The 26424-nt window shown below is 68.1% G+C and carries 21 protein-coding genes; 7 read left to right on the forward strand and 14 right to left on the reverse strand.

Going from position 1 to position 26424, the window contains the following annotated elements; translation table 11 throughout:
• The first annotated feature begins 38 nt into the window (after nt 1-38).
• Nucleotides 39-836, forward strand: a complete 798-nt coding sequence (locus ACYAF3_RS15435; RefSeq protein WP_016562281.1) for an ABC transporter ATP-binding protein — start codon at nt 39-41, stop codon at nt 834-836.
• Nucleotides 837-842: 6 nt separating this feature from the next.
• Here the strand turns inward: ACYAF3_RS15435 and ACYAF3_RS15440 are convergent, their stop codons facing one another.
• Nucleotides 843-1631, reverse strand: a complete 789-nt coding sequence (locus ACYAF3_RS15440; RefSeq protein WP_003119004.1) for an IclR family transcriptional regulator — start codon at nt 1629-1631, stop codon at nt 843-845.
• Nucleotides 1632-1886: 255 nt separating this feature from the next.
• On the opposite strand from ACYAF3_RS15440, the gene ACYAF3_RS15445 reads away from it, so the two are divergent.
• The 3 genes from ACYAF3_RS15445 to ACYAF3_RS15455 all read left to right on the forward strand — a co-directional run bounded on the left by ACYAF3_RS15445 (nt 1887) and on the right by ACYAF3_RS15455 (nt 6452).
• Entirely contained in the window at nt 1887-3971 is a 2085-nt protein-coding gene (locus ACYAF3_RS15445) for a TonB-dependent receptor (protein WP_023083970.1), read from the forward strand.
• A 67-nt stretch (nt 3972-4038) separates the two neighbouring features.
• Nucleotides 4039-5346, forward strand: coding sequence for an NtaA/DmoA family FMN-dependent monooxygenase (locus ACYAF3_RS15450; RefSeq protein WP_003104777.1), 1308 nt, complete (start codon nt 4039-4041; stop codon nt 5344-5346).
• Nucleotides 5347-5783: 437 nt separating this feature from the next.
• On the forward strand, nt 5784-6452 hold the full coding sequence (locus ACYAF3_RS15455) for a TIGR04211 family SH3 domain-containing protein (protein WP_003104779.1): 669 nt from the start codon (nt 5784-5786) through the stop codon (nt 6450-6452).
• Between the two features lie 83 nt (nt 6453-6535).
• On the opposite strand, the gene ACYAF3_RS15460 is transcribed toward ACYAF3_RS15455, so the two are convergent.
• The 6 genes from ACYAF3_RS15460 to ACYAF3_RS15485 are packed head-to-tail and all read right to left on the reverse strand — an operon-like array spanning nt 6536 to nt 12636.
• A complete protein-coding gene (locus ACYAF3_RS15460) occupies nt 6536-7597 on the reverse strand; it encodes a 2,3-butanediol dehydrogenase (RefSeq protein ID WP_223656448.1) in 1062 nt (353 codons plus the stop codon).
• 43 nt (nt 7598-7640) lie between these two features.
• Nucleotides 7641-8753 (reverse strand): acetoin dehydrogenase dihydrolipoyllysine-residue acetyltransferase subunit, encoded by a 1113-nt coding sequence (locus tag ACYAF3_RS15465; protein ID WP_128669616.1) that lies wholly within the window; start codon nt 8751-8753, stop codon nt 7641-7643.
• Complete coding sequence (locus ACYAF3_RS15470) at nt 8750-9769, reverse strand: alpha-ketoacid dehydrogenase subunit beta (RefSeq protein WP_003104786.1); 1020 nt, start codon at nt 9767-9769, stop codon at nt 8750-8752. The genes ACYAF3_RS15465 and ACYAF3_RS15470 overlap by 4 nt, the downstream gene beginning before the upstream one ends.
• 32 nt (nt 9770-9801) lie before the next feature.
• Entirely contained in the window at nt 9802-10776 is a 975-nt protein-coding gene (locus tag ACYAF3_RS15475) for a thiamine pyrophosphate-dependent dehydrogenase E1 component subunit alpha (RefSeq protein ID WP_012613564.1), read from the reverse strand.
• Between the two features lie 22 nt (nt 10777-10798).
• A complete protein-coding gene (locus ACYAF3_RS15480; RefSeq protein ID WP_003112999.1) occupies nt 10799-11839 on the reverse strand; it encodes an ATP-NAD kinase family protein in 1041 nt (346 codons plus the stop codon).
• Nucleotides 11836-12636: an SDR family NAD(P)-dependent oxidoreductase gene (locus ACYAF3_RS15485; protein WP_003104791.1), complete on the reverse strand. Its 801-nt coding sequence runs from the start codon at nt 12634-12636 to the stop codon at nt 11836-11838. Before ACYAF3_RS15485 ends, ACYAF3_RS15480 begins: the two co-directional genes overlap by 4 nt.
• 331 nt (nt 12637-12967) lie before the next feature.
• On the opposite strand from ACYAF3_RS15485, the gene ACYAF3_RS15490 reads away from it, so the two are divergent.
• On the forward strand, nt 12968-14845 hold the full coding sequence (locus ACYAF3_RS15490) for a sigma-54-dependent Fis family transcriptional regulator (protein WP_003104795.1): 1878 nt from the start codon (nt 12968-12970) through the stop codon (nt 14843-14845).
• Between the two features lie 204 nt (nt 14846-15049).
• Nucleotides 15050-15661 (forward strand): LysE family translocator, encoded by a 612-nt coding sequence (locus ACYAF3_RS15495; protein WP_019371441.1) that lies wholly within the window; start codon nt 15050-15052, stop codon nt 15659-15661.
• Here the strand turns inward: ACYAF3_RS15495 and ACYAF3_RS15500 are convergent.
• From ACYAF3_RS15500 to ACYAF3_RS15530, 7 genes are all read right to left on the reverse strand, one after another.
• On the reverse strand, nt 15648-16538 hold the full coding sequence (locus ACYAF3_RS15500) for a LysR family transcriptional regulator (RefSeq protein ID WP_019371442.1): 891 nt from the start codon (nt 16536-16538) through the stop codon (nt 15648-15650). The two genes, ACYAF3_RS15495 and ACYAF3_RS15500, sit on opposite strands and share 14 nt — an antisense overlap.
• Nucleotides 16539-16633: 95 nt before the next feature.
• The gene (locus ACYAF3_RS15505; protein ID WP_128669614.1) at nt 16634-18049 is read right to left on the reverse strand and encodes a TolC family protein; all 1416 of its coding nucleotides are present in this window, start codon (nt 18047-18049) and stop codon (nt 16634-16636) included.
• A complete protein-coding gene (locus ACYAF3_RS15510; RefSeq protein WP_003105688.1) occupies nt 18049-20208 on the reverse strand; it encodes a peptidase domain-containing ABC transporter in 2160 nt (719 codons plus the stop codon). Before ACYAF3_RS15510 ends, ACYAF3_RS15505 begins: the two co-directional genes overlap by 1 nt.
• Before the next feature lie 9 nt (nt 20209-20217).
• Nucleotides 20218-21474, reverse strand: coding sequence for an HlyD family secretion protein (locus ACYAF3_RS15515; RefSeq protein WP_003159293.1), 1257 nt, complete (start codon nt 21472-21474; stop codon nt 20218-20220).
• 96 nt (nt 21475-21570) lie between these two features.
• On the reverse strand, nt 21571-21870 hold the full coding sequence (gene tesG / locus ACYAF3_RS15520) for a type I secretion effector TesG (RefSeq protein ID WP_003093484.1): 300 nt from the start codon (nt 21868-21870) through the stop codon (nt 21571-21573).
• A 308-nt stretch (nt 21871-22178) separates the two neighbouring features.
• Nucleotides 22179-23972: a cholesterol oxidase substrate-binding domain-containing protein gene (locus ACYAF3_RS15525; protein WP_003113002.1), complete on the reverse strand. Its 1794-nt coding sequence runs from the start codon at nt 23970-23972 to the stop codon at nt 22179-22181.
• A 131-nt stretch (nt 23973-24103) separates the two neighbouring features.
• Entirely contained in the window at nt 24104-24403 is a 300-nt protein-coding gene (locus tag ACYAF3_RS15530; protein ID WP_003093477.1) for a hypothetical protein, read from the reverse strand.
• Nucleotides 24404-25161: 758 nt separating this feature from the next.
• Between ACYAF3_RS15530 and tyrS the strand changes: the two genes are divergently transcribed.
• On the forward strand, nt 25162-26400 hold the full coding sequence (tyrS, locus tag ACYAF3_RS15535) for a tyrosine--tRNA ligase (RefSeq protein WP_003113003.1): 1239 nt from the start codon (nt 25162-25164) through the stop codon (nt 26398-26400).
• Nucleotides 26401-26424: the final 24 nt, after the last annotated feature.

Genomic DNA, 26424 nt, shown 5'->3' on the forward strand with positions numbered 1-26424 from the left:
TTCCACATATTCGAGCCATTCTTATCCAGGAACCTCCCATGACCCATCGCCTGCACGCGGACGCCGTGACCTTGCGCCGCGACGCGCGAACCGTTTCGCGGAATCTCTCGCTGGCCATCCCCGAGGGTTCGTTCAGTGTGATCGTCGGGCCCAACGCCTGCGGCAAGTCGACCCTGCTGGCGGCATTGTCGCGCCTGTTGGCGCCGGCCGAGGGCCGGGTGGTGCTGGACGGCAGGGATATCCACAGCCTGCCGGGACGGGAAGTGGCGCGGCGTCTCGGCCTGCTGCCGCAGAGCGCGCTGGCGCCGGATGGCATCACGGTGGCCGAGCTGGTGGCGCGCGGGCGCTATCCGCACCAGTCGTTCCTGCGCCAGTGGTCGCCGGCGGATGAGCGCGCGGTAGCGGCGGCGTTACGCGCCACGCGGGTCGACGGCCTGGCCGAGCGACCGCTCGATGCGCTCTCCGGCGGCCAGCGGCAACGCGTGTGGGTCGCCATGGTGCTGGCGCAGGAAACCCCGTTGCTGCTGCTCGACGAGCCAACCACCTACCTGGATATCGTCCACCAGATCGAATTGCTCGAACTGCTCGCCGAGCTGAATCGCCAGGGGCGCACCATCGTCGCCGTGCTGCACGACCTCAACCAGGCCTGCCGCTATGCCTCGCACCTGATCGCCATGCGTGACGGCGCGATCCTCGCCGAGGGCGCGCCGGCGCATATCTTCACCGAGCGTCTGGTGGAGGAGGTGTTCGGCTTGCGCTCGTTGATCATCGCCGACCCGGTCAGCGGCACGCCGCTGCTGGTGCCGCGCGGGATCGCCGCCGACGCGCGGGGCTGAGGTGGCTCAGCGCGGCGGCGGCCGCATGCCGGGGTGGAGTACCAGGCCACCGGTGGACTGGTTGACCTGCAGCGCCTCGTGGAACAGCGCGTCGCGGTCTTCCGCCGACTGCAACTGGCCGAGATCGGTCACCGTGGTCATGGCGCAGACGATCTCCTGCTGGGCGTCGAACACCGGCGCCGCCTGGCCGGTGACATTCGACAGCAGGTGGCTGGTCAGTTCGGCCCAGCAGCGCTCACGCACCTCGTCGAGCAGCGCGCGGCTCGGCGGGCTGCCGCGGAAGTGCGCCGGTTGCTGCTTGCGCGCGGCGTCGACCACGGCCTTCGGCAGGAAGGCCTGGAACACCAGGCCGCAAGCGGTATTGTCGATGGGCAGGATATCGCCCAGGGCCAGCGGGTTGATCGAGAAATAGGCGCTGCGGTACCAGCGCACCAGGGTCGGGCCGCGCTCGGTCCAGATCGCCACCCCGCCGCTGGCGGCATGCCGTTGGGCCAGGGCCTTCATGTGGCGGGCGGCGATATCCACCGCGTCGATCCGCTTCAGCGCGCCTATGCCGATGCTCAGCGCCGCCGGCCCGAGGTCGTAGAGACCGCTGAGCGGGTCCTGGCGGGCCAGGCCTTCCTTCACCAGGCTCTGCAGGTAGCGGTGCGCGGTGGAGCCGCCGGTGCCGGTGCGCCGGGCCACTTCGCCGAGGGCCAGCTCGCCTTCGGCGTTGGCCAGGGTCTTCAGGAAGCGCGCGGCGATGGACACCGACTGGATGGTGCCGGAGCGCTTTTCGCCCGGGGCGTCCGGCATCTCGTGCGCCGGGGGCTGCGAAGTATTCAACGGCTCGGTCTCCTCACCACGGTTGATCCATAGGCTTCGGTCCGCGCTGCGGTGGCGCGGGCGGCGCCCATGATACCGATTCCCCGGGGCGGTGGGGCGCCGCGGAAGGGACGGGCGTAGGAGATTTCATATTTCGCAATGAGGAATCTATTCCCCATTGAGGAATATTCTGGTGGCGTGATAGCCTGAATGGAAAAGAGAGTCATTCCCATTTGGAGAAGATCCTTGAACGCCCGCACGCACCGCAAGCTCAACCGGGGAATCGGCGTCGTCACGCTGTCCACCCTGCTCGCCTCGCCATCGGCACTGGCCCGGGAAAACCCGCCCGCCGAGGACGAACCCGCCGCCCTCGAGGCGCTGGTCGTGACCGGCGAGAAACGTGAACGCTCGCTGAAGGACACGGCGTCCTCGGTATCGCTCACCAGCGCCCGCGACATCGACCGCAAGCAGACCGGCAACGCCTCGGTCGCCGAGGTGATCAATGGCAGTCCCAACGTGGTCTACACCGACTCGGTGGGCGCGCCGATCATCCGCGGCCAGGACACCCAGGGCCCGAACAACGGGCAGAACGTGTTCTGGGGCGGCACAGTGCCGCGGGCGACGATCAACCTCGATGGCCACTACCTGAACTACAACGAGATGTTCTTCGGCGCGACCTCGGTCTGGGACGTCGACAGCATCGAGGTGTTCCGCGGCCCGCAGACCACCTCCCAGGGCGCCAACGCCATCGCCGGGGCGATCATCGTCAACACCAAGGACCCGACCTTCAGCCCCGAGGCTGCCTACCAGGCGGAGATCGGCAGCTACCATTCGCGGCGCAGCTCGATCGCAGTGTCCGGCCCGCTGGCGCAGGACTTCGCCGGGCGCCTGGCGGTGGACTACGCGGGTCGCGACACCTTCATCGACTACGACAACCCGAAGTTCCAGGACAGCGGCACCGACCAGGACTTCCGCGCCCTCAACGCGCGCGCCAAGCTGCTCTGGCTGCCCAGCGGAATTCCGGGCCTGGAGAGCAAGTTCACCTTCTCCCACAACGACAGCAACCGCCCGACCCAGGAAGCGGCGACCCGCCCGTTCGACAAGCTCGACCATCGCTCGACCACCATGCCCAGCTGGGAGCAGGACACCAACACCAGCATCCTTGACGTCGCCTATGACCTCGACAACGGCATCCGCCTGTTCAACCAGGCGCAGTACTCGCTGTCCTCGGTGCACCGCACCACCGGCGCGGGCGGCGAGGGCGACGCCGATATCCGCCAGAAGAACGCCTCCAACGAATCGCGGATCAGCTTCGGCGAGCAGGAGGACCGGATCAGCGGCATGGGCGGGGTCTACTACGCCCGCACCCGCACCGACGAGACACTGCACCTGCGCGGGCTGTCGGCCTTCGACGACACGAAGAAGAACCTCGGTGTGTTCGGCGAGCTGAACTACCGCCTGAGCGACCGCTGGACCCTGACCACCGGCCTGCGCTACCAGGAGGATCGCATCGAGCGCAGCGGCAACTCGGTGCTGGCGCCGCGTCCGCTGGACTACCAGAAGACCTTCTCGGCCTTCCTGCCGAAAGTCTCCCTGGCCTTCGCCGCGACCCCGGACTGGACCGTCGGCGGCCTGGTCAGCCGCGGCTACAACCCCGGCGGCGTGTCGCTCAACCTGACCACCCGCAACTGGGCCTACTTCAAGGAAGAAACCATCTGGAACTACGAACTGTTCACCCGCGCCAGCCTGCTCGACGGCCGCCTGCTGCTGAACGGCAACCTGTTCTTCATGGATTTCAAGGACGCCCAGTACAACATCCCGGTGGTGGTTTCGCCGGGGGTGGCGCAGTCGTACACCATCAACGCCGAGAAGGCCCACGCCTACGGCATGGAGCTGGACCTCGACTATCGCCTGCGCGACGACCTGCGGCTGAAGGCCAGCGCCGGCGTGCTACGCACCCGGATCGACGAGATGTCCGGCAATACCGGCTACGAGCACAACGAGTTCGCCCGCTCGCCGGGCTATACCCTCAGCTTCGGACCGAGCTGGGACGTCACCGAGCGCCTCAACCTGAACGCCCAGGTGCGCTACCTGGACGGCTACTACTCGGACACCGCCAACACCAAGGCCTACTCGATCAAGGCCTACACCCTCACCGACGCCCGCGCCAGCTACCGCTTCAACGACCAGGTGCAGCTCTATGGCTACGTGAAGAACGTGTTCGACGACCGCTCGCCCACCTACATGCAGGAAAACCGGGGGATCGGCGGCATCGAGGCGAGCATGACGCAGCCGCGGACCCTCGGCATCGGCATCAAGGGCACCTTCTAGGCGCCCCGAGAAGCCGGCCCCGCGCAGGGCCGGCCCAGCCCCAGAGCCCATACAGGAGATTGGCACGATGAGTACCCCGAAACGCCTGCACATCGGCATGTCGCTGGCCCCCACCTGGCTCAGCGGCGATGCCTGGCGGCGCCCCGACAGCAATATCGAAGGCATCTTCGGCAGCGATTTCGCCGTCGACATCGCCAGGCGCTCCGAAGCCGCCCACCTCGACTTCGTGTTTCGCCCGGACGTCAGCAGCCTGCCACTGGACGTGCTGGAGACCGGCTCCGGCTTCGCCAGCCTGGATCCCACCGTACTGCTTGCCGCGGTCGCCCGCGAAACCTCGCGGATCGGCCTGGTGTCGACGGTCTCCACCACGTTCTATCCGCCCTACGTGGTGGCCCGGCAGCTGCAATCGCTGCACTGGATCAGCAACGGCCGCGCCGGCTGGAACATCGTCACCGCGCTGCAGGGCCACGAGAACTTCGGCCTGGACGCGATGCCCGATGCGGAGCAGCGCTACGCGCGCGCCGCCGAGTTCACCCGGCTGGTGCACGACCTGTGGGACAGCTTCCCCCGCGAGGCACTCCTGGTCGACCGCGAGAGCGGCCGCTACGCCGACGTTTCCCGGGTGCACCCGGTCGACCACGACGGCGAATTCCTCAAGGTCAAGGGACCGCTCAACCTGCCGGCCTTCGGCGAGGCGCGGATTCCCCTGGTGCAGGCCGGCGCCTCCGAGAGCGGGCGCGACTTCGCCGCCTCGGTGGCCGACCTGGTGTTCGCGCCGACCCCGGACAAGGAGGCTGCCCTGGAACTGCGCCGCGACCTTTCCCGCCGCGCCGAACGCCACGGTCGCTCGCCGCGCGACGTGCGCCTGCTGCCGGGCTTCAGCCTGTACCTGGCGGAGAGCCGCGAGGAGGCGCGGGAAATCTTCATGCAGACCCACGCGCGCCTGGACCGCGCGCGCAAGTTCGCCACGATCAGGCAGATGCTCGGCCTCGACCTCAGCGACTGGCCGCTGGACCGGCCGATTTCCGCGGCCGACCTGCCGCCGCCGGTGGCCAACCCCGGCAGCCGCACCCACACCGACCTGCTGCGGCGCCTGATCGAGCGCGAGACGTTACGCCTGGACCAGTTGCTGCTGCGCCCCGAGGTGGTTTCCGCGGCGCACTGGCAGGTCATCGGTACGGTGGACGATGCCGTCGAGCAGATCGTCGACTGGGCCGCCGCCGGCGCCATGGACGGTTTCATCGCCGCGCCGGGAGGCTCGGTCGGCTCGCTGCGGCTGTTCCTCGAACAGGTGGTGCCGCGCCTGGTGGAAAAGGGGCTGTTCCGCGAGCGCTACAGCGCCACTACCTTCGCCGGGCACCTGGCAGAGGAATGATGGAAAGGGCCGGCGACGGCCGCGTCCTGGCGGCGATGGCGAGCGAGTGACCGCCTGCGGATTGGCCGCCTGACGGGCCCGCTGTATCGCAGCACGCCATCCGACCGGTGGGACGTGGTACAGGCGAGGGAGCCTCTGCCTTGGCGTAGATACCGTCGTACCCCGGGGATCATCCGGACAGGTCGCAGCCTGGGCAGCGCTGGCCGTCGGCAGGCCTGGCATTCTGCTGTTACAACCATCCATCCATTCCTGCGGAAACGAGTGAACTCAATCGCCCCGAGCGCTGTCTGTCAGCCGTCGGCCCAACCGGGCCGGGCGCATGGCCCTTGGCCATGCGGTAGCCCCGCCCCGGTCGCGCGCTTGTCCATAACAATTCGACTGGCCGGCTTTTTCGCTCCCCTTTGCGGGTTTCGTTCTCTCGCCATGTGAAGATTGCCATGTCCCTATCCCGTCGCATCCCCGCCGCTCTTTCCCCGTTCCAGAACCGCGTCATCGGAGCCTGCCTGCTCGGCGGCCTGCTGGCGGCCGGCGCCCCGGCGCAGGCCGAGGAGGCGACCGGCAACGCGCGCTGGGTGAGCGACAGCCTGACCACTTTCGTGCGCAGCGGCCCCACCGATGGCTATCGCATCGTCGGCACCCTCACCTCCGGGCAGAAGGTCGAGCTGCTTGGCACCCAGGGCAACTACAGCCAGGTGCGCGGCGAGAACGGCAGCACCGTGTGGATTCCCAGCCGCGACTTGCAGGAGGTTCCCGGCCAGGCCGAGCGCCTGCCGCAACTGGAACAGAAGGTGGCCGCCCTGACCGCCGAGCTGGACGGCATCAACGACACCTGGAAGACCCGCGTGCAGGGCATGCAGGAAACCCTCGACACGCGCAAGAAGCTGATCGACGAATTGCAGGCGGCGCGCAGCAACCTGGACGCCGAGCTCGGCAAGGCCCGCTCCGACCTGCGTGCGGTGCAGGCGCAACTGGGCGACGAGAACAAGCAGGTGCTGATGCGCTACATGGTCTACGGCGGCAGCATCGCCGGCGCCGGCCTGTTCGCCGGGCTGATCCTGCCGTCGCTGCTGAGGGTGCGGCGCAAGCGCAACGACAAGTGGTTCTGAGCCTCCGCCCGCGTCTCTGCGTTTCGTAAAGCAAGCCCCGCCGGCCGCGGGGCTGTGTCGCAAGCGCGACAAGGGCTGAAGCGTCAGCCGCCCGGCGAGACGATGATCTTCACGTTGTGCTCCTTGTTGTTCACCAACTCTTCGAAACCGCGCTCGACGATTTCTTCCAGGCCGATGCGACCGGTCACCAGCGGTGCGATGTCGAGGCGGCCGTCGGCTATGAAGGCGATCACGTCGGCGAACTCGCCGTTGTAGGCGAGGGCCCCGAGCAACTGCTTCTCGGTGGAAACCAGCTCGAAGAAATTGAATTCACTGGGCTCCTCGAAGATTCCCACAAGCACGCATTTGCCGGCCTTGCGGATGGCATCGATGGCCAGCTTGGCGGTGTGCTTGTTGCCGATGCATTCGAAGCTGACGTCGGCGCCAAGCCCGCCGGTGAGGGCGCGGATTTCGCCTAGGGCGTCGCACCGCGAGGGGTCGAGCACCTGGCTGGCGCCGACCTCCAGGGCCTTGGCCTTGCGCGCCGAGGACATCTCCAGGGCGATCACCTGTGCCGCGCCGGCGGCGCGCGCGCACATGATGGTGCACAGGCCGATGGTGCCGGCGCCGACCACCACCACGTTCTGCCCGAGCAGGCTGCCGGCCTTCTTCACCGCGTGCATGCCCACCGCCAGCGGCTCGATCAGCGCGCCGGCCTCGCTGGGAAATCCGGCCGGCAGGGCGTAGAGCAGGTTGGCCGGTACGTTGACGTATTCGGCGAAGGCGCCGTTGTTCATCAGCCCGGTGAAGGCCAGGTTCTCGCAGATGTTGTACAGCCCATGCCGGCAGTAGTAGCAGGTGCCGCAATGCTGGCAGGCGTCTGCGGCGACCGCCTGGCCGACGGCGAAGCTGGTCACGCCGTTGCCGAGGCGGACGATTTCGCCGCTGAACTCGTGGCCGAGGATGCATTGATCCTTGAGGCCGGTGAGCGGGTGCGGCGCCTCCACGGGGATGAATACCGGGCCGGCCAGGTATTCGTGCAGGTCGGAGCCGCAGATGCCGCACCAGTGCACACGGATCTGCACCCAGCCGGGCGGCGGCTCGGCCGGGAGCGGCACGTCTTCCACGCGGATATCGTGGCGGCCGTGCCAGACGGCGGCGCGCATCGCCGCGTTGGCTTGCGGGGAACTGTTCATGTCGGTCGTCTCCTCAATGCTGGCGGAGGAAGTCGAGCAGCAGGCGGTTGACCTGCTCGGCGGCTTCCATCTGCACCATGTGCGCCTGTCCGTGAATGATCTCCACCTGGGCTGGCAGGCCCTCGGCATGCCGCGCCGGGATGATCGCGTCATCGCTGCCCCAGATCGCCAGGACCGGCTGGCGGCCGTCGCTCGCCACGGCACGCAGGTCGTTGCGCTGGCGACCGTCGGCGAACAGGTTGTCCAGCAACTGGCGCAGGGCCGCATCGACGCCTTCCAGGCGCTTGTAGCGGAGCATGTCCTCGAGCATCTGCCGGGTGACCAGCGCGGGGTCGGAGAACAACTGCACCAGTTGCGGCTTCAACGCGTTGCGGTTGGCCGCCTCGACGAAGCCGCGCAGGTAGTCGCCGTTGATCTCCTCGCCGAGGCCGGCGCTGCCGATCAGGCTCAGCGACAGCACCCGCTGCGGCGCCAGGCGCGCGCAGTTCAGCGCCACCGCTCCCCCCATGGAGTGACCGGCCAGGTGTACCTGTTCCAGGTCGAGGTGGTCGAGCAGGGCCAGCACGCTGCCGCTGAGTTCATCGAGGTCGCCGCGCACCAGGGCCTTGCCGGACTCGCCGTGGCCCGGCAGGTCTAGAGCGATCACCCGCCGCTCGGCGGCCAGCGCCTCGTGGTTGAACAACCAGTTGTTCAGGTCGCCACCGAAACCGTGGATCAGCAGTAGCGCCGGATCGCCCTCGCCGCGGTCGAAATAGCGCAGGAGGCGCCCGTCCAGCTCGACTTTCCGCGGTGCCGGTCCGCTATCCCCAGCGTCCTCGTCGGCGGGTACGAATTCGGCCTGGAAGCGTTGCACCAGTACGTCGATCTCCTCGTCGCTCGCCTCGCCCTCGACCACCACGCCGAGCAGCGCGCCGACCGCCAGGGTCTCGTCCTCGCGCGCCACCTTGCGCCGCAGCACGCCCGAGAAGGGCGCCTCGACGCTGCTGGAGATCTTGTCGGTCTCCACGTCGAGCACCTCGTCGCCTTTCTCGATATGCGCGCCCTCTTCCTTGAGCCAGGCGTCCACCCGACCCTCGGTCATCGACAGGCCCCACTTGGGCATGGTCAGTGTATGGATCCGGCTCATGCCGCGTCCCTCCCTTCCAGGGCCTGGCGCACGGCTGCCTCGATCTTCGCCGCGTCGGGGATGTAGAGGTCTTCCAGGGCGTCGGAGAAAGGCACCGGCGTATGGGGCGCGGTGACCCGGCGGATCGGCGCGCGCAGCGCGGAGAAGGCCCGTTCGGCGACCAGCGCGGCGATGTCGGTGGCCATCGAGCAGCGTGGGTTGGCTTCGTCGACCACTACCAGGCGGCCGGTCTTTTCCACGCTTTCGAGAATGCTGTCCTCGTCCAGCGGGCTGGTGCTGCGCAGGTCCAGTACTTCGCAGGAGATGCCCTGGCGCGCCAGGCTGGCGGCGGCGTCCAGCGCCAGGTGGACCATGCGGCCGTAGGTCACCAGGGTGACGTCGTCGCCGTCGCGGAGGAAGTTCGCCTCGCCGAAGGGTACGCTGTACAGCTCCTCGGGTACCTCGCCCTGCATCGAATAGAGCAGCTTGTGCTCGCAGAAGATCACCGGGTCGTTGTCGCGGATCGCCTGGACCAGCAGGCCCTTGGCGTCGTAGGGCGACGACGGGCAGACCACCTTGAGGCCGGGGATGTGGGTCCATAGCGAAGTGAGCATCTGCGAATGCTGGGCGGCGGCGCGCAGGCCGGCGCCGACCATGGTACGGATCACCAGCGGGGTGACCGCCTTGCCGCCGAACATGTAGCGGAACTTGGCGGCCTGGTTGAGGATCTGGTCCAGGCAGCAACCGGCGAAGTCGACGAACATCAGTTCGCACACCGGGCGCATGCCGCGGGTGGCGGCGCCGACCGCGGCGCCGACATAGCCGATCTCTGACAACGGGGTATCCAGCACACGGCCGGGGAACTGGTGGTAGAGGCCCTTGGTGACCCCCAGCACGCCGCCCCAGGCGTCGTCCTCGCCGGGCGCGCCGGCGCCGCCGGCATTGTCTTCGCCCATGATGAAGACGCTCGGGTCGCGGCGCATTTCCTGGGCCAGCGCCTCGTTGATGGCCTGCTGGTAGCTGATCTTTCTCGCCATGATGGTTCTCCTCGTTCTTGTTTTCGGGCGGCTCAGGGATAGGACACGTAGACGTCGCGCAGCAGGTCGTCCGGCTCCGGCTTGGGATCGTTCTTCGCGCGCTGCACGGCATCCTCGATGCGCGCCTCGATCTCGGCGTCGATGGCGTCCAGGTCGCTGGCGGAGAGCAGGCCGGCGTGGCAGGTGCGTTCGCGGAACTGCTTGAGGCAGTCGCGGGTTTCCCGGTAGTGCTTTACTTCGTCGGGATCGCGGTAGGTCTGTGCGTCGCCCTCGAAGTGTCCGTAGTAGCGGGTCAGCTTGACTTCGATCAGCGACGGCCCCTCGCCGGCGCGGGCGCGCTCGATGGCGGCGCCGGCAGCCTCGTGGACGGCGAAGAAGTCGAAGCCGTCGACGGTCACCCCGGGCATGCCGAAACCGGCGGCGCGGTCGGCGATGTGGTCGCAGGCCACCGACCAGTTGGCCGCGGTGGCCTCGGCATAGCCGTTGTTCTCGGCGACGAACAGGCACGGCAGGTTCCACACCGAGGCCAGGTTCATCGCCTCGAACACCGCGCCTTCGTTGGAGCCGCCATCGCCGAAGAAGGCCACCGCCACCGCATCGCTGCCTTTCAGCTTGGCCGCCAGCGCGGCGCCGGCGGCCAGCGGCGCGCCTGCGCCGACGATTCCGTTGGCGCCGAGCATGCCTTTCTCCAGGTCGGCGATATGCATGGAGCCGCCCTTGCCCTGGCAGACCCCGGTCTTCTTGCCATAGATTTCCGCCATCATGCCGTGCACGTCTACGCCCTTGGCGATGCAGTGGCCGTGGCCGCGATGGGTGGAGGCGATGCAGTCGTCGTCGCGCAGGTGCGCCATCACGCCGGCGGCGGAGGCTTCCTCGCCGGCGTAGAGGTGGACGAAGCCGGGTATCTCGCCCGTGGCGAACTCGACGTGCAGGCGTTCCTCGAAGGCGCGGATGGTGCGCATCACGCGGTAGGCATGGAGCAGTTGGTCGGTGCTCAGAGTGGACATCTTGTTGTTCTCCAGGTTGTCTTCACGGGGTCATCGGGGTTCGCTGGCCGGCCAGCAGGCGATGGCGGGCGGCGTAGGCGAGGGTGGCCGGCACATCGACGCTGAACGGGCCGGAAGGGTCGAGGGTGATGCTCGGGCGGTCGGTGGCGCTGAACTCGATCTCGCGCTCTCCGTCCAGCGCCAGGGTCCCGCTGGACAGGCTCGGTGCGTGGGCCACGCCGGGTTGCAGGTAGCCGGCGGCAGAGACCCCGCAGCCCACCAGCAGGCCCGGCGCCAGCGGCACCAGCAGGCTCTCGCGGGCGTCCGGATGCAGGCGCATCCAGGCGCCGTGGGGCTCCTCGCGGCTCACCGGCGACCACAGTCCGCAAAGCGCCGAAAGGCCGATGGCGTGGGGTTCGGCGAAGCTGACGAAGACTTCGGCGAGGTCTTCGGCGCGACTGATGGCGCGGGCGCCGATGAACGGCTGCGGCGACACCGCGACGTCCACCAGCGCCCACTCGCAGAGCCCGCGGCGCGGCTCGCGCACCAGCAGGCGCTTGTTGCGTCGCAGGCCGATCTCCGGCGGCACCCGGTTGCTGGCGCAGAGGCCGCCGGCGAGCCCCGCGCCGGTGGCTTCGCGCAGCTCCGGGAAGGCGTTGTTGGTCCCGGTGGACAGCGCCAGCAGGGGGACGTCGCCGACCTCGGCGGCCACTGCCTTGTGCGTGCCGTCGCCGCCGAGCACGGCGATCAGCGCCACGCCGCGCTCGACCATGCGCCGCGCCGCCAGGCGGGTATCCTCGACGCTCTGGCGCAGCGGCATGTCGAGGAACTCCAGGAACGGCCAGTGGCCGTCGCGGGCCTGGCGGGTCTGGCTGGCCCGGAGCACGGCGGCGGCGATGCCGGTCATGTCCGGCGGCAGCAACGCATGGCGGATGCCGGTGGCGCCGAAGGCGGCGAGCAGGCGTTGCACCACCGATGCCTTGTCGGTGCTGGAGTGCAGCCCGGCATGGGCGGTGAGGCGACGCAGGTCGCGACCGGAGGCCGGGTTGGCGATGATGCCGACGATCGGCGAGGGCGGGGTCATAGCGAGAATCCGCCGTCGACGGCGATGGCCTGGCCGGTGACGTGCGGCGCGCAGGCCAGGTAGACGACGAGCTGGCCCATGTCTTCGACGGTCTGCGCCTCGCCCTGGGGCAGCAGGCTGGCCTGGTGGCGTTCCCAGGACTGCGCCTCGCTTTCGCCGGCCTGCCGCCAGCGGCCCGACAAGCCGTCCTCGCCGCGCCACATTCCGGTGCCGACGATTCCCGGGCAGAGCGCGTTGACCGTCACCCCGTCGCGCGCGACCTCCTTGGCCAGGGCATTGCTGAAACCGATCACGGCAAACTTCGAGGCACAGTAGTGGGCGAGGTCGGGGAGACCGACCTTGCCGGCGATCGATGACAGGTTGACGATCCGCCCCCAGCGCTGCGCCTGCATCAGCGGCAGTTCGGCCTGGCAGCAGAGGAACACGCCGCGGGCGTTGACGTTCATCACCCGGTCCCAGTCGGCGAGGCTGAGTTCGGCGACCTTGCGGATGCTGATCACCCCGGCATTGTTCACCGCCACGTCGAGCCGGCCGAACTCCGTGGCGACCCGCTCGACCATCGCCCGGACGCTGTCGCCGTCGCTGACGTCGACCCCAAGGGCCAGGCTGCGGCGACCGAGGCTGCGGATCGCGGCGGCGGTTTCCTCGGCGACCTGCGGATCGAGGTCGGCCACCGCCACGTCGGCGCCGGCGCGCGCCAGGGCGAGGGCGATGCCCCGGCCGATGCCGCGTCCGGCGCCGGTCACCAGCGCGACCCGGGAAGACAGGGAGAAATCGTCGGACGACGTAGCGTGCATGCTTCACCTCTGATTGTTCTTGTAGGTGTATGCGGCAGGGCGTTGGGAGGAGCGGACAGTCCGCCCTGCCGTCGCCGTGGCTGGAGCAAGGCCGATGCCAGGTTGCGGTGTGGCGGCCGGAAGTCCCGTCGTAGAGCGCCGGCATGGGAAGGCCGGCGACCGCCGGGGCGACGTCCGGCGAGACAACCCATGTCATCGCGCACGGGTTCCCGGCGAGACGCTGAGACGCTCCGTCTCAGTCGTCGGCTGTGGCGGCCCGGCGCTTGTCGAGGGTCGCCGATGGGCGCTTAATGGGCGGCACAACAACAAGATGCCGAGCAACGGAGGCCCCATGCTTTCCGCACACTCGAAGGACCATGTGGACTGTGTCAGCCGTGTCCTGAGGAACGCCGCGCGCCTGCCGCAGGCGCCGGTGCCGACGCCGATCCTCGACTCCTGGCGCCGCTCCATGGAGCAGCACCGTCTCGATCCGGGGTCCCTGCAAGGGCCGCGGATTCTCTCGCAGACCCTCCTCGACGAATGTCGCGAGCGTTCCGAACTGTTCCTGCGCATCGCCAGCGAAGAAGTGGCGCGACTGCATGGTCGGGTGCGCGATGCCGACTACTGCGTACTGCTCACCGATGCCCAGGGGCGGACCATCGACTACCGTGTCGAGTCGACCATCCGCAACGACTGCCGCAAGGCCGGGCTGTACCTCGGCACCTGCTGGTCGGAAGGCGAGGAGGGCACCTGCGGGGTGGCCGCCGTACTCACCGACAGGACTGCGGTGACGGTGCACAAGCGCGATCACTTCCGCGCCGCCTTCATCGACCTGACCTGTTCCGCGGCGCCGGTCTTCGATCCGCAGGGCGAGTTGCTCGGTGTGCTCGACGTTTCCGCCGTGCAATCGCCGGACGACCGCCGTAGCCAGCATCTGATCCGGCAGATGGTGGCGCAGAGCGCGCGGGAGATCGAGAACGCCTTCTTCATGCACAGCGCCCAGGGCCATTGGGTGCTGCGCGCGCACCGTGCGCCGGGCTACGTCGACAGCCAGCCGGACTACCTGTTCGCCTGGGACGCCGATGGGCGCCTGCTGGCGTTGAACCCGGCGGCGCGGCACTACCTGCGGCAGCGCCTGGGGCAGGTGCCGAGCCACATCGGCGAGGTGTTCGACCTCGACGCCCTGCACGCCGCCGCCGACCAGGCGCCGTGCCTGCTGCGCGGCCAGGCCGGCGAGCTGCACGTGCGTCTCAGCGCGCCGCGGGCCAAGGCGCGGCGGCTGGAGCGCGAGGTGCCCGACGACGCTGCGCTCGACCCGCGCATCGCCGAAAGCCTGCGCCTGGCGGTGCGGGTCAAGGACCGCAACCTGCCGGTGCTGATCCAGGGCGAGACCGGCGCCGGCAAGGAGGTTTTCGCCCGCCAGTTGCACCAGGCCAGCGCCCGTCGCGACAAACCCTTCGTCGCGCTCAACTGCGCGGCGATTCCCGAAAGCCTGATCGAGAGCGAGCTGTTCGGCTACGTTGGCGGAGCCTTTACCGGCGCGGCGGCGAAAGGGATGCGCGGCCTGCTGCAGCAGGCCGATGGCGGTACCCTGTTCCTCGACGAGATCGGTGACATGCCGCTGGGCCTGCAGACCCGCCTGCTGCGCGTGCTGGCCGAGGGCGAGGTGGCGCCGCTGGGGGCTGCGCGCCGGCAGGCTGTGGATATCCAGGTGATCTGCGCCACCCACCGCGACCTGGCGGCGCTGGTGGCGGCCGGCGGCTTCCGCGAGGATCTCTACTTCCGCCTCGGCGGCGCCCGCTTCGAACTGCCGCCGCTACGCGAACGCAGCGACCGGCTGGCGCTGATCCGGCGCATCCTCGACGAGGAAACCGCGCACTGCGGCGTACGCATCGAACTCGGCGAGGCAGCCCTGGAATGCCTGCTCGGCTATCGCTGGCCGGGCAATGTCCGCCAGTTGCGGCATGTGTTGCGCTACGCCTGCGCGCTGTGCGGCGGCGCCACCCTGCAACTCGCCGACCTTCCGGCAGAGCTGCGTGGCGAAGGCCGGACACCGGCCAGTGCGTGCGAGAGCGGCGGCGGTCCGGAGCGCGACGCCCTGCTCGACGCCCTCGTGCGGCATCGCTGGAAACCCATGGCCGCGGCGCGGGAACTGGGTATCTCGCGAGCGACCCTGTATCGGCGGGTGCGCCGGCATGGCATCCGCATGCCGGGCCAGGCGGACGACTGAGGTGCGCCGGCGGCCGGCGCAGTCGTCAAGCGCGGAAAATCAAAACCAGCCTTGAGCCTTGCCCCGTTAATGCCGGTGGGCTTTCCCTGTAGCGTTCCGGGCAGCGGCGCAACCCGTTCGGTCGCGCCCCGCCAGGAGCCTACGGAGGAAACCCATGCCCGCCCCGCACCAGCCAGCCCGCAATCCGACCGGGGAGTTCGACCCATGCCGCTAGCCCTGCTGCTCGCCATGGGCGCGTTCTCCCTGAGCCTGTCGATTTCCCCCGGTCCGGTGAACCTGACCATCGTCGCTTCCGGCGCCAACCATGGTTTCCGCCGGACCCTGCCGTTCGTCACCGGCGCCACCCTCGGCTTCGTCCTGCTGCTGGCCTTCGTCGGCTTCTGGTTCGTCCGCGCGATCGAGGCCTACCCGCGCTTCTTCGACTACCTGGGGATGGCCGGCGCGGCGTTCATCGCTCATGTGGGCTACCGCATCGCCACCGCGGATCCACGCCTGGCCCTGGAGGAAAACGGGGTCCCCGGGTTCTTCCAGGGCGTGCTCCTGCAATGGCTCAATCCCAAGGCCTGGATCGCCTGCGCTTCCGGCGTGGCCTTGTTCGCCAGCCCGAGCACGCACGCGCCGCTGCTGGTCTTCATGGCCATCTACCTGGTGGTCTGCTACCTCTCGCTGGCCGCCTGGGCACTGCTCGGTGACCGCGTGGCGCTGCTGCTCGACAGCCCCCGGCGGGTGCGCCTGTTCAATCGGGCGATGGGCGGCACCCTGGTGCTGACCGCTGGCTACATGCTCTACCTGCAGCTCGCCGTTAGCCCGGATTGAAGGCCTCGTAGAGGCGATTGATGAGGGTATAGGCGATGCTGCTGGCGGGTACGTTGGGCGGCCACACCGCATACACCTTCAACGGCTCCAGGCGCCATTCCGGCAGCACCGCGCGCAACTCGCCGCGGCGGATCGGCTCGTCGCTCAGGTAGGTCGGCGGCGCGGCCAGGCCGACGCCGAGGCGGGCCAGGCGGCAGGAGGCTTCGACGCTGTCGACGCGCACCCGCGGGGTGTAGTCGACGCGTGCCTCCTCGTCGTCCCGCGCATGACGGAATAGCCGGCTGTCGGGGCGCATGCCGAGCCCGATCCATTCCAGCCGCTGCAGGTCGCGCGGGTGTTCCAGCGGCGCGTGCCGGGCCAGGAATGCCGGTGCCGCCACTACCTGGCGCGGCAGCAGGAACAGGTGACGGGCCTTCAGCGAGCTGTCCGGCAGGTCGCCGATGCGGAAGGCGATGTCGATGCCGTCGCCGATGATGTCGTGGCGGCTGTCGTCGCAGGCGATGCCGAGGTCGAGGTCGGGATGCTCCTCGATGAAGGCTGCCAGGTGACGGGTGAAGTCGCCGTTGACGAACACCGCGGGCATCGAGATGCGCAGGCTGTTGCGGGTCGAGACGGCGCGCTGGCGGAACTCGATGAAGCCCTTCTCGTAGAGTTCCAGCATGGAGCGGGCGGTGTCCAGCAACTGCGTGCCGTCCTGGGTCAGCGACAGCTTGCGGCTGTTGCGGTAGAGCAGCGCACGGCCCAGGTTCCGTTCCAGCCTGGACAGGTGCAGGCTGGCGGTCGCGGCGCTCAGGCCCAGCGCCTCGGCGCCGCCGGAGACGGAGCCGGTCTCGGCGATCTTGGCGAATACGATCAGGTAGCGGATGTCGTCGATCATGCGGTCTCTCGTCGCGGGGGCTGGGTGCATCCTGCGCGATGGCGGCCAGCCGGACAAGCGCGAGAGGTAGAGAGCGGCGGCGCTTCCCGGGCTTTTCAGCGCAGGCTCCAGAAACCCAGGCGACCGAGGCTCGCCGCCAGTCGCAGACGCGAGGTCTGCCAGTTGCCGAGGGCGCGGATGTGCTGGTCCTCGGCGCTGGCGTAGGCGGTCAGGGCGTTGAGCAGCTCGATCATGCTGCCGACCCCTGAGCGGTAGCGGCCCTGCACCACCTCCAGGCTTTGCCGCGACTGTTCGACCAGTTCGCGGGTGCGCGCCAGGCTGCGGGTCTCGACGCTGAGCGACTGGTAGTTGTTCCACACCTCCAGCGAAACCTGCTGCTCGGTGTCGGCCAGCTCCGCTTCGCTGGCTTCGCGGCGGGCCAGGGCGTTGCGGACCTGGTAGGTGCGTTCGAAGCCTTCGAACAACGGGATGTTCAGTTGCAGGCCGATGCTGCGGTCGCGTTCGCGGGTATCGCCGTTGAACGCCATCGCCTGGTCGCTATGGCTGCGTGCCAGGTTGGCGCTCAGCGCCAGGCGCGGCCGGCCGGCGGCGCGGCTTTCCTCCATCGAGGCGGCGGCGGCTTTCAGCCGCGCCTGGGCGGCGAGCAGCGCCGGATGCTCGCGGCGGGCTTCGGCGAGCATCTCGTCGATGGCCTTGACGAAGCCGGTGTCGGGTTGCGCCTCCAGCTCGCCGGAGAGGCGCAGCGGGGTATCCGGCGCCAGGCCCATGCGCAGGGCGATGACGCCGAGGGCGTTGCTCAGGGCGCCTTCGTCGCGGACCTGGGCGAGGCTCGCCTGGGACAGCGCGGTCTGCGCCTGCAGGCGATCGGAAAGGGCGGCGGCGCCGGCCCGGTACTTGGCGTCGGCGGCTTCCAGGTTCTGCGCCGCCAGCTCCGCGACCTGACGCGAGGCGGCCAGGCTGCGCTGGGCGGCGAGGGCGTCGTAGTAGGCCTGGGCGGCGAGGGCGAAGGTGTTCTGCAGGGTCGCGTCCTGGCTGGCGTTGGCCGCCAGCAGCAACTGCTGGGCGTTGCGCAGGGCGGCGCTGCGGCGGCCGAAGTCGAACAGCACCCAGCTCAATTGGAGGCTGGCGCCACGCCGGTGGCGATGGCCGTCGCCGGAGAGGTAGGGGGCATCGCGATAATCCATGTCGCTGTAGCCGCGACTGGCGTCGAGACGGCCGTCCAGGCGCGGCAGGTAGGCGGACTTGCCGATCCCGACCTGGGCCGCCTGGGCCTTGGCATTGGCCCAGGCGAGGCGGGTCTGTGGGGCGTGGCAGAGGATCCGCTCGATGGCTTCCTCCAGGCTCAGCTCGGTCGGTGGCGGCCCGCCGCGGCAGGGCAAACCGCTGCCGCCGAGGTCGTAGACCGCCTGGCCGGCGACCTGGCCGGCGGTGCCGAACACGTCCGGCTCGTAGGCGGCGGCGCCGGGAACCAGGCCGAGCAGGCCGCACAACAGGCCGGCGAGGGCACGCATCAGGCCTGCTCCCGCGCCGCGGCGGCCTGGCGTTCGGCCAGGCGCGCGGTGCTTTCGTCGAGGCTTACCTTGCCCTGGCCGAGGACTATCACGCGGTCCGCCGAGGCGATGGTCTCGGGCCGATGGGCGACCATGATGCGGGTGATGCGCAGCGCTCGAATGGCGGCGTTGACCCGCTGTTCGCAGTGTACGTCGAGGTGGCTGGTGGCTTCGTCGAGGAACAGGATGCGCGGCTTCTTGTACAGCGCTCGGGCCAGCATCACCCGCTGCTTCTGGCCGCCGGAGAGCACCGTGCCCATGTCGCCGACCAGGGTGTTGTAGCCCATCGGCATGGCCTGGATGTCATCGTGGATGGCAGCCATCTGCGCGCACTGCAGCAGCCAGGGCATGTCCGGTTGCGGGTCGAAGAAACTGATGTTGTCGCTGAGCGAACCGGCGAACAGCACGTCGTCCTGCAGCACCGTGCCGACCAGTTCGCGCAGGCCGTCCAGGCCCAGTTGCGCAAGGTCCAGGCCGGCCATGCGGATCTGTCCCTCCACTGGCGGGAGGATGCCCAGCAGGACGTTGAACAGGGTGCTCTTGCCGCAGCCCGAGGGGCCGACGATGGCCACCGACTCGCCGCCGGCGATGCGCAGGTCGAGGCCGTCGAGGACCCAGGGCTCCTGTTCCGCGTAGCGGTAGCGCAGGCCCTGGATCTCGATGCTCGCCTCGCGCTCGCGGAGGTTCTCCGGGAGGATGTCGCCGTGGCTGACCTCCGGGGCCTGGAGCACGATGTCGGCCAGGCGCTCGCCCTGCAACTGGAGCATGCGCAGCTCGAAGAACTTGTCGATCAAGCTGCCGACGCGGCTGTCGAACTGCGACTTGTAGGCGTTGAAGGCCATCAGGATGCCGACGCTGAACTGGCCGTCCATCACCATGGTCGCGCCGAGCCAGATCACCAGCAGGTTCTCCACGCCGAACAGCAGGCCGTTGAGCTGCTGGTAGAACAGTTGCAGCTTCTGCGTACGCAGGCCGGCGTTGATCTGTTCCACCAGCAGGCCGAGCCATACCGAGCGGCGCTCGTCCTGGCGCTGGAACAGCTTCAGCGGGCGGATGCCGCGCACCGTCTCGAGGAAATGGCTCTGCTGGCGCGCGGCGTGGACGATCTGCTCCTCGGTGGCGTTGCGCAACGGCCGGTACCAGATCCAGCGGCCGAGGGCGTAGAGGCTCATGGCGGCGATGGCGATGGCCGCCAGTGGCGGACTGTAGAGCAGCATCATGCCGAGGGTGGCGACGGTCATCAGGCCGTCCAGCACCGCCGAGAGGAAGGCCGCGGTGAGGGTCTGCTGGATGCTGTTCACCGCGCCGAAGCGCGACACCACGTCGCCCAGGTGGCGCTTCTCGAAATACTGCGCGGGCAGCCGCAGCAGGTGGCTGAAGACGTTGGCCTGCCACTGCACGCCGAGCAGGGTGCTCATGTGCATCATCACCCAGGCGCGCACCCCGCTGACCGCCTGCTGCATCAGCAGCAACAGGCCGAAGCCGATGGCCAGGGTGCTGAGCAGGTCACGGTCTTCGCTGACGATGACGTTGTCGATGGTCCATTGCAGGAAGAACGGACTGATCAGCGAGAACACTTCCAGCGCGCCGGCGAGCAGCAGCACCTGGGCCAGCGAGCGGTACAGCCCGGTGACCTTGCCGAGCATGCCCAGCAGCTTGATCCGCGGCGGCGCCTCCTGTTTCTCGAAGCCGCTCTCCGGCCAGAGTTCCAGGGCTACCCCGGTGAAGCTCCGCGAGACTTCCTCCAGGCCCAGCCGGCGCTGGCCGTGGGCGGGGTCGTGGAGCACCGCGCCGCGCCCGTCGACCGCCTTGAGCACGACGAAGTGGTTGAAGTTCCAGTGCAGCACGCAGGGCAGCTTGAGCTTGCCGAGGTCGCCGAGGTCGAGCTTCACCGCGCGGGTACCCAGGCCGAGGCGGTGGGCGGTCTGGATCAGTTGCTTGAGGGAGATGCCCTTGAGCGATACGGAGAAGCGCCGGCGCAGTTCCATCAGGCCGGTATGGTGGCCGTGGTAGCCGGCGATCATCGCCAGGCAGGCCAGGCCGCATTCGGTGGCTTCGGTCTGCAGCACCAGCGGCAGGCGGCGGCCCAGGCGCAGGGCGAGAGCGTCGAGAAAGGCCATGGGTCGTTCCTAGAGTTTGCCGGTCAGGCTGTAGAGCGGTTCCAGCACCCATTCGTAGAGGCGCCGGGTGTCCTGGAGGATGTCGGCGTCCAGCAGCATGCCGCTCTGCAGCGGACGCGGCTGGCCGTAGGCGGTCACCGCCTGGTCGTCGAGGGTTACCCGCAGCCGGTACAGCTGCTCGCCATCCTGGCCGAGCCCCGGTACGCCGCCGACCATGCTGGAAAGCTCGGCATAGGAGACGCTGGCGCGGGAGATCGACTGCACCTTGCCGTGGTACTGGCCGAACTTCTGGTACGGATAGGCCTGGTAGCGGATCAGCACCGCGTCGCCCGGCCGGATGAAACCGATGGACTTGCTCGGCGCGTAGAGTTCGGCCTGCAACGGGGTGTCGGCGGGAACGATGCTCAGCAGCGGACGCGAGCTGTCGACGGTCTGCCCGGCTTCGGCGAGCACGGCGGTGGCGATGCCGCTCTCCGGCGCGGTGACCAGCAAGGTGCGCTTGGCTTCGCTTTCGGCCAGGTCCTGCTCCACCGCGCTGAGCTGGCGGCGGGTTTCCGCGAGCTGGTTGGCCTGGCGCGCGGAAAGCCCGGCGAGTTCGTTGCGGCGCTCGGTCAACTGCTGCCGCAGCGACGTGCGTTCGCGCTCCAGGCCTTGCAGGGTCTGGCGCTGGCCGAGCAGCTCGGCCTGGCGCTGCTGCAACTGGTCCATGGAGATGTAGCCCTTGTCCATCAGCCCCTGGTAGCGCGCGGCGGCGTCGCTGGCCAGCGCCAGCAGGCGTTGCTGGCTGTCGGTCTGGGCGGCGAGGGTGGTGAGTTCGCGCTGCAGGCTGGCGACCTTGCTGGTCAGGCTGTCGCGCTCGTCGTCTTGCAGGCGGCGAAGCTTTTCCAGTTCGTCGCGCAGGGAGTCGCGGCGTTGTTCCAGGCGCCTGCTGATGCCGGCCTGCACCGGCCCGGCATCGCTGCCGTAGCGTTCGCTGGAAAGCACCATCAGGCGCTCGCCGCGTCGTACCGCCTGGCCTTCCTGGACGAACTTGCGCAGCACGATGCCGGCCTGCGGTGCGTGCACCTTGACCTGGCCGCTGGCGGGCACCAATTGGCCGCTGACGGTGCTGCGCTTGGTGTAGCTGCCGAACAGGAAGAAGCCCACCACCAGCAGCGCCATCACCGCGGCCAGCAGGGTGAGAAAAGTGAAGGAGACCGGGCGGATCAGCACGATCTCGCCCAGGCCGCCGGCATGCTGGGCGTCGAGGGCTTCCTGGCGAAACATGGTGGCTGGATCCTGGATTCGAATAATACTTGCATGACACTCCGACACCCTTGCGAAAGTTCAAACGCATGAAGTGCCGGAGTGCGACTTTTCTAATTAGATGGTGGTGCGGCCTACATCACCGGGACCGAAGTTTTCCCGGTATTGGCCCAAGTAACCGACAGCCGTCTCTGCATTGGTGAAGAGACCGACCGTGCCCCCGGCAATAGCACCCATGGCGGTTGGCACGATCAGGCCGACCAACTGGGAAAGAGCGCCGAAGCCGAAGCCGCCGGCACCGCCCCATTTCCCGCCGATTGCCATGCCCGTCGCGGCGCCGTCGACGGCGCCTACGATCATGCCGGAAAGAGTTCCACCCGAAACGCAGGTGACTTCAATGTCATTGAGTTCTTTCATTTCATATATCTCCTTTAGGCTTTCCGTGAGTCTGGAAAGCCATTCGATGGTACTAATCCGAAAGAGTGGGATGAACTGCCAGGATTAGCGGTTTTTCATGGGATCGATAATTCGTTTGACAATGAGTTTCAATATTCGGCGGATGAAGGTTTGCCACTCCGGGTAAACTTTGCGAATGATTAAGGCCGGTTCGTGCGACACCTCGATAAGACCTGTTGAACAAGTCAACGCCGTATCGAGGGCTCATTCATATCGGCTCCGGCCAACCGCTCTTCGTCCGAGTCAGTACGGCCTCGCATAGCGGCATTTCATGGCATCAGCCGGTCGAGCAGCGGCGAGCTGAACAGCCGATGCGGATCGGCTTCGTTCAACTGGCGCACCGCGCTGTCCCAATCGTTGTCTGCGACCAGGCCCTGGCGTAGCGACTGCGCCACCAACTGGTCGACCACCGTCGGCTCGTCCCAGGCGGCGGCGGGGCTGTAGCCCCAGCCCTTGCTCCACTCCACCCGCAGCGAGGCGTAGTCGCCGCTGAAGTGGTCGAACAGCCAGGCCTCGAACTCGTGGTAGAAGGCATTGGCCTGCGGGGTACCGGGCAGGCTGAGGATGTCCAGCCAGATCGCCGTGTCCCACTCCGGTTGGTCGGGGCGCGGACGGATCGCCGACAGGCTGGGCACCTGGGCGCCGGGAACGATCGACTCGCCGGGCTGGTCGAGCCCGCTGACGCGAATCTCCACCGGGCCGTTCATGGGGTAGTGGCCGTTGGCGCGGTAGGCGGCGACCATCGTCTGGTACTGCAGGTAGAACTCGTTGATCACCCGCTGCACGTCGCGACGCCGGGTCAGTACCGCGTAGCCGTTGGCGGTGACGCGCAGCGTGCTGGGCTTGATGTACAGCAGCAGGTCCTTGCTCCAGCCCCACAGGTCGTAGCCCAGGGTCAGCGCCATGCCGCCCACTACCAGGTCGTACTGCAGCTTGCCGAGCAGCGGGGTGAGTTCCGGGTGGCCGGTGTTGATCGCCGCCAGCAGGTCGGACAGCGCCTTGGGAATGTTGTCGGAGAAGGGGTAGTTGAACGGGCCGTTGACCGCGCGGGCGCCGAACGGGCAGCGCGGGGTCGGCGTCCAGACCTTCAGCCAGGGCTTGTCGGTGAAGGGGAACCAGATGGCCTCGGCGCGTCCGCTTTTCTGCAGGAAGCTGTCGAAGGTCCTTCCGCCGCTGCCGGCCGCGGCGAACATCTCGCTCGCCGGGATGTTCACGTAGCTCTGGCAGCGCATGCGCTTGTTGACCCCGGCCTGGAGGGTCGCCTCGACGATGAAGGCGCGTCCGAGGTGGACGAGGAACGGCGCGCAGGCCGGATCGTCGCGGCGGAAGGTCTTCAGCACGTATTGTCCGGCGGCGCCGTCCCAGACCACCGCGGTCAGCGCCACGATGCTGTTGCTCAGGGAGCCGTAGCTCTGCCCCGGCAGGCGGCTTTCGCCCTGCGCCGGGATGCCGGTGCCGTGGCCGTCGATGGCGAGCACCCCGCCGAGGGTCAGGTCACCCGGCGCCGGCGTGGCGACGAAGCCGAGCTTGACCCGCTCCAGTTGTTTCAGCAGGGCTTCCATGGTGACGCCGGTCTGCGCGCTGAACAGGCCGAACTCGCCCTGGGCGTCGATCCGTACGCGGGTCAGGTAACGGCTGGTTTCCACCAGCACGATGCGGCTCTCGCAGTTCTCGCCGCCTTTCAGCAGCAGCGGGGACCAGTTGTGACCCATGCCGCGCGGGCGCACCTTGAAGCCGTTCTGCCAGGCCCAGTTGACCACCGCGAGAACCTCTTCGTTGGTGCGCGGGGCGCAGCTCCAGAGGTCGTCGGCGGCGATTTCCCCCGACCAGTTGCGGAACGCCCGCCGATAAAGTTCGAGGCCGGCCGGAAAGCCTGCCGGCGCCGGACAACTGCTGGCGGCGGCTTCGGCGGGCTGGATGACGAAGGCCGGGGTCCAGCCGGCCACCAGGCCGACCGCGCCGAGCGTGGCACTCTTGCCGAGGAAGCTGCGGCGCGACAGGCCGCCGGATTCCTGGTCGGGATCGCCGACGAAGGCGTCGGCGTGCTGGATGAGGTCGTGCATGGCGGTTCTCCTGATCGGGGCGCTGGTCGCCCCTTCCCGGTTGCCGGGTCCTAGGTCGCCGCCGGGGGCGTCCGGGTCTCCGGCGACGGTGGAGGCCCGCTCCGCGACGGGAGCGGGCCGAGGTCCTGGGATCAGGTCCACTCAGTGTCGTAGTGGTAATCGATGCGGCTGGTGTCGCCGCCGAGCAGGCCGCCGACCGCGGCGACGCCCTTGAACACGCCGTAGCCGAGGGTGTCGGCCAGTTGATGGATGGGGGTCAGGCCGACGGCGTTGAACACCTTGCCGACCGAAGAGATGACCGACGTGTTGAGCAGGTCGTTGGACACCTTGACCACATCGACGATGGCATCGCCGACGAAGCTGAAGAGTCCGGCGCCCGATACCTGGTCGATTTCATCGAAGCTCAGTTCCTGAAGTGTGGCGAGTTGCATGGCGCTATTCCTTCATCAATCAAGTTTTGAGCGATAGCCGGCCCTCTCGCATAAACATCGGTTTGCGAAGATAGAGTGACTATCGGTTGCCAGCCGCTCTGGAAAAGTACTTTGCCGGCTGGTCGCTGAAAATTACTGATCTGCCGGCGAGAGTGTCAATCTGGGAAGTTGATAGGGTGAACTTGGAATATCCATGCTAGGCAAATGACGCCGATATTCTGTCAGTGGAATTGGTCGATGTTTTTTCGAATGCCGCGATAAGCATCTGGATATTGCTGATCCATTGATATTCGTGGGTACTGGGAAGCGGTTCGCTATTTTTACGAGATGATGCGCCAATCCAGAAAAGTATCGAATTATTGCTTTCGGAAAAAATTCAACTGCCTTGCTGATAGGTTTCTTCCGGTCGAGTTATTGAAGTCCATGTCCGGTCTTGCGTTGTTTTTCAAAGTAGAGAAACCGGCGTCATAAATTTGTGCGGATAACTGGCGGGCAAACTTTCCCAGGCTGCGCTTCTGTTGCGGGGAAGTGCTTCGGTTCGTGTCGAGGCGCTTTCCAGTCTTGACAGCCCGGCACAGGCGCGTAGAGTGCCGCGCATGAATCGTGCAGCCCTGACCTTCAAGCGCTATTACGCCTATCTGCTCCCTCATTGAGGCGGTAGATGCGTCGCTGCATTCCCGAACCGCCCGAGGCGGCGGTCCGGTGAACTCCCTCCCAACCTGTCTCCTCGGGCATCCACCGTGCCAAAGGAGATACCCGTGTCCGTCCCGACCCATCAGCAAGACCTGATCGCCCTGCTCGAAGAGCGTGGCTTCGTCCACCAGTGCACCGACCGCGACGGCCTCGCCGCGCACCTGGCCGCCGGTCCGGCAACCGCCTACCTGGGCTTCGACGCCACCGCCGACAGCCTGCACGTCGGCCACCTGCAGGGCCTGATGCTGATGCGCTGGCTACAGAAGGCCGGGCACCGCCCGTTGCTGCTGATCGGTGGCGCGACCACCCGGATCGGCGATCCGAGCTTCCGCGATTCGAGCCGGCCGATCCTCACCGAGGCGCAGATCCAGGCCAATATCGACGGCATCGCCCGGGTTTTCTCGCGCTACGTCGAACTGCACGACGACAGCCTGGTGAACAACGCCGAATGGCTGGACGGCGTCGGCTACCTGGAGTTCCTCGACCGGGTCGGCCGGCACTTCTCGATCAACCGCCTGCTGACCTTCGACGCCATCAGGCAGCGCCTGGACCGCGAGCATTCGCTGTCGTTCCTCGAGTTCGGCTACACCCTGCTGCAGGCCTACGATTTCGTCGAACTGTCGCGCCGGCGCGGCTGCACCCTGCAACTCGGCGGCGCCGACCAGTGGGCGAACATCATCAACGGCGTGGAGCTGTCGCGACGCCAGGGCGGCGCCCAGCTGTTCGGCCTGACCATGCCGCTGCTGGCCACCAGTGACGGGCGCAAGATGGGCAAGTCGGCGCAGGGTGCGGTATGGCTCAACGCCGAGCGCCTGGCGCCGTTCGACTTCTGGCAGTTCTGGCGCAACTGCGATGATCGCGACGTCGGTCGCTTCCTCGCCCTGTTCAGCGAACTGCCGATGGATGAGGTGCGCCGCCTGGGCGCCTTGCAGGGCGCCGAGCTGAACGAAGCGAAGGTGGTCCTGGCCAATGCCGCCACCGCCCTGGCGCACGGCGAGCACGCCGCGCGATCCGCCGCCGATGCCGCGCGCGGGGTGTTCGCCGACGGTACGCGGGACAGCGGCCTGCCGGTGATGAAGCTATCCCGCGCGCGCCTGGCGCAGGGACTGTCGCTGACCGACCTGCTGCTGGAACACGCGATCCAGCCCTCCCGCAGCGCGGTCCGCCGCCTCGCCGCCGGCGGCGGCCTGCGCCTGGACGGCACGCCGGTCAGCGATCCGGACACGCCGCTGGCGGGCGAGGTCGACGGGCTGCGCTTGAGCCTGGGCAAGAAGCAGCATTTGCACCTGCGACTCGAGGATTGAGGTGCCTGCGGCCCCAAGGGGCCG

It is taken from the genome of Pseudomonas sp. TZ252, from assembly GCF_056110345.1.

Bases quoted from the DNA above. Each gene is read 5' to 3' on its own strand.
- ACYAF3_RS15455 (WP_003104779.1), top strand. From the start codon at position 5,784: ATGTCCCTATCCCGTCGCATCCCCGCCGCTCTTTCCCCGTTCCAGAAC.
- ACYAF3_RS15475 (WP_012613564.1), bottom strand. From the start codon at position 10,776: ATGTCCACTCTGAGCACCGACCAACTGCTCCATGCCTACCGCGTGATG.
- ACYAF3_RS15450 (WP_003104777.1), top strand. From the start codon at position 4,039: ATGAGTACCCCGAAACGCCTGCACATCGGCATGTCGCTGGCCCCCACC.
- ACYAF3_RS15460 (WP_223656448.1), bottom strand. From the start codon at position 7,597: ATGCGCGCCGCCGTCTGGCACGGCCGCCACGATATCCGCGTGGAAGAC.
- ACYAF3_RS15510 (WP_003105688.1), bottom strand. From the start codon at position 20,208: ATGGCCTTTCTCGACGCTCTCGCCCTGCGCCTGGGCCGCCGCCTGCCG.
- ACYAF3_RS15490 (WP_003104795.1), top strand. From the start codon at position 12,968: ATGCTTTCCGCACACTCGAAGGACCATGTGGACTGTGTCAGCCGTGTC.
- ACYAF3_RS15470 (WP_003104786.1), bottom strand. From the start codon at position 9,769: ATGGCGAGAAAGATCAGCTACCAGCAGGCCATCAACGAGGCGCTGGCC.
- ACYAF3_RS15440 (WP_003119004.1), bottom strand. From the start codon at position 1,631: ATGCCGGACGCCCCGGGCGAAAAGCGCTCCGGCACCATCCAGTCGGTG.
- ACYAF3_RS15480 (WP_003112999.1), bottom strand. From the start codon at position 11,839: ATGACCCCGCCCTCGCCGATCGTCGGCATCATCGCCAACCCGGCCTCC.
- ACYAF3_RS15515 (WP_003159293.1), bottom strand. From the start codon at position 21,474: ATGTTTCGCCAGGAAGCCCTCGACGCCCAGCATGCCGGCGGCCTGGGC.
- ACYAF3_RS15485 (WP_003104791.1), bottom strand. From the start codon at position 12,636: ATGCACGCTACGTCGTCCGACGATTTCTCCCTGTCTTCCCGGGTCGCG.
- ACYAF3_RS15500 (WP_019371442.1), bottom strand. From the start codon at position 16,538: ATGATCGACGACATCCGCTACCTGATCGTATTCGCCAAGATCGCCGAG.
- ACYAF3_RS15465 (WP_128669616.1), bottom strand. From the start codon at position 8,753: ATGAGCCGGATCCATACACTGACCATGCCCAAGTGGGGCCTGTCGATG.
- ACYAF3_RS15525 (WP_003113002.1), bottom strand. From the start codon at position 23,972: ATGCACGACCTCATCCAGCACGCCGACGCCTTCGTCGGCGATCCCGAC.
- ACYAF3_RS15495 (WP_019371441.1), top strand. From the start codon at position 15,050: ATGCCGCTAGCCCTGCTGCTCGCCATGGGCGCGTTCTCCCTGAGCCTG.
- ACYAF3_RS15505 (WP_128669614.1), bottom strand. From the start codon at position 18,049: ATGCGTGCCCTCGCCGGCCTGTTGTGCGGCCTGCTCGGCCTGGTTCCC.
- ACYAF3_RS15435 (WP_016562281.1), top strand. From the start codon at position 39: ATGACCCATCGCCTGCACGCGGACGCCGTGACCTTGCGCCGCGACGCG.
- ACYAF3_RS15530 (WP_003093477.1), bottom strand. From the start codon at position 24,403: ATGCAACTCGCCACACTTCAGGAACTGAGCTTCGATGAAATCGACCAG.
- tesG (WP_003093484.1), bottom strand. From the start codon at position 21,870: ATGAAAGAACTCAATGACATTGAAGTCACCTGCGTTTCGGGTGGAACT.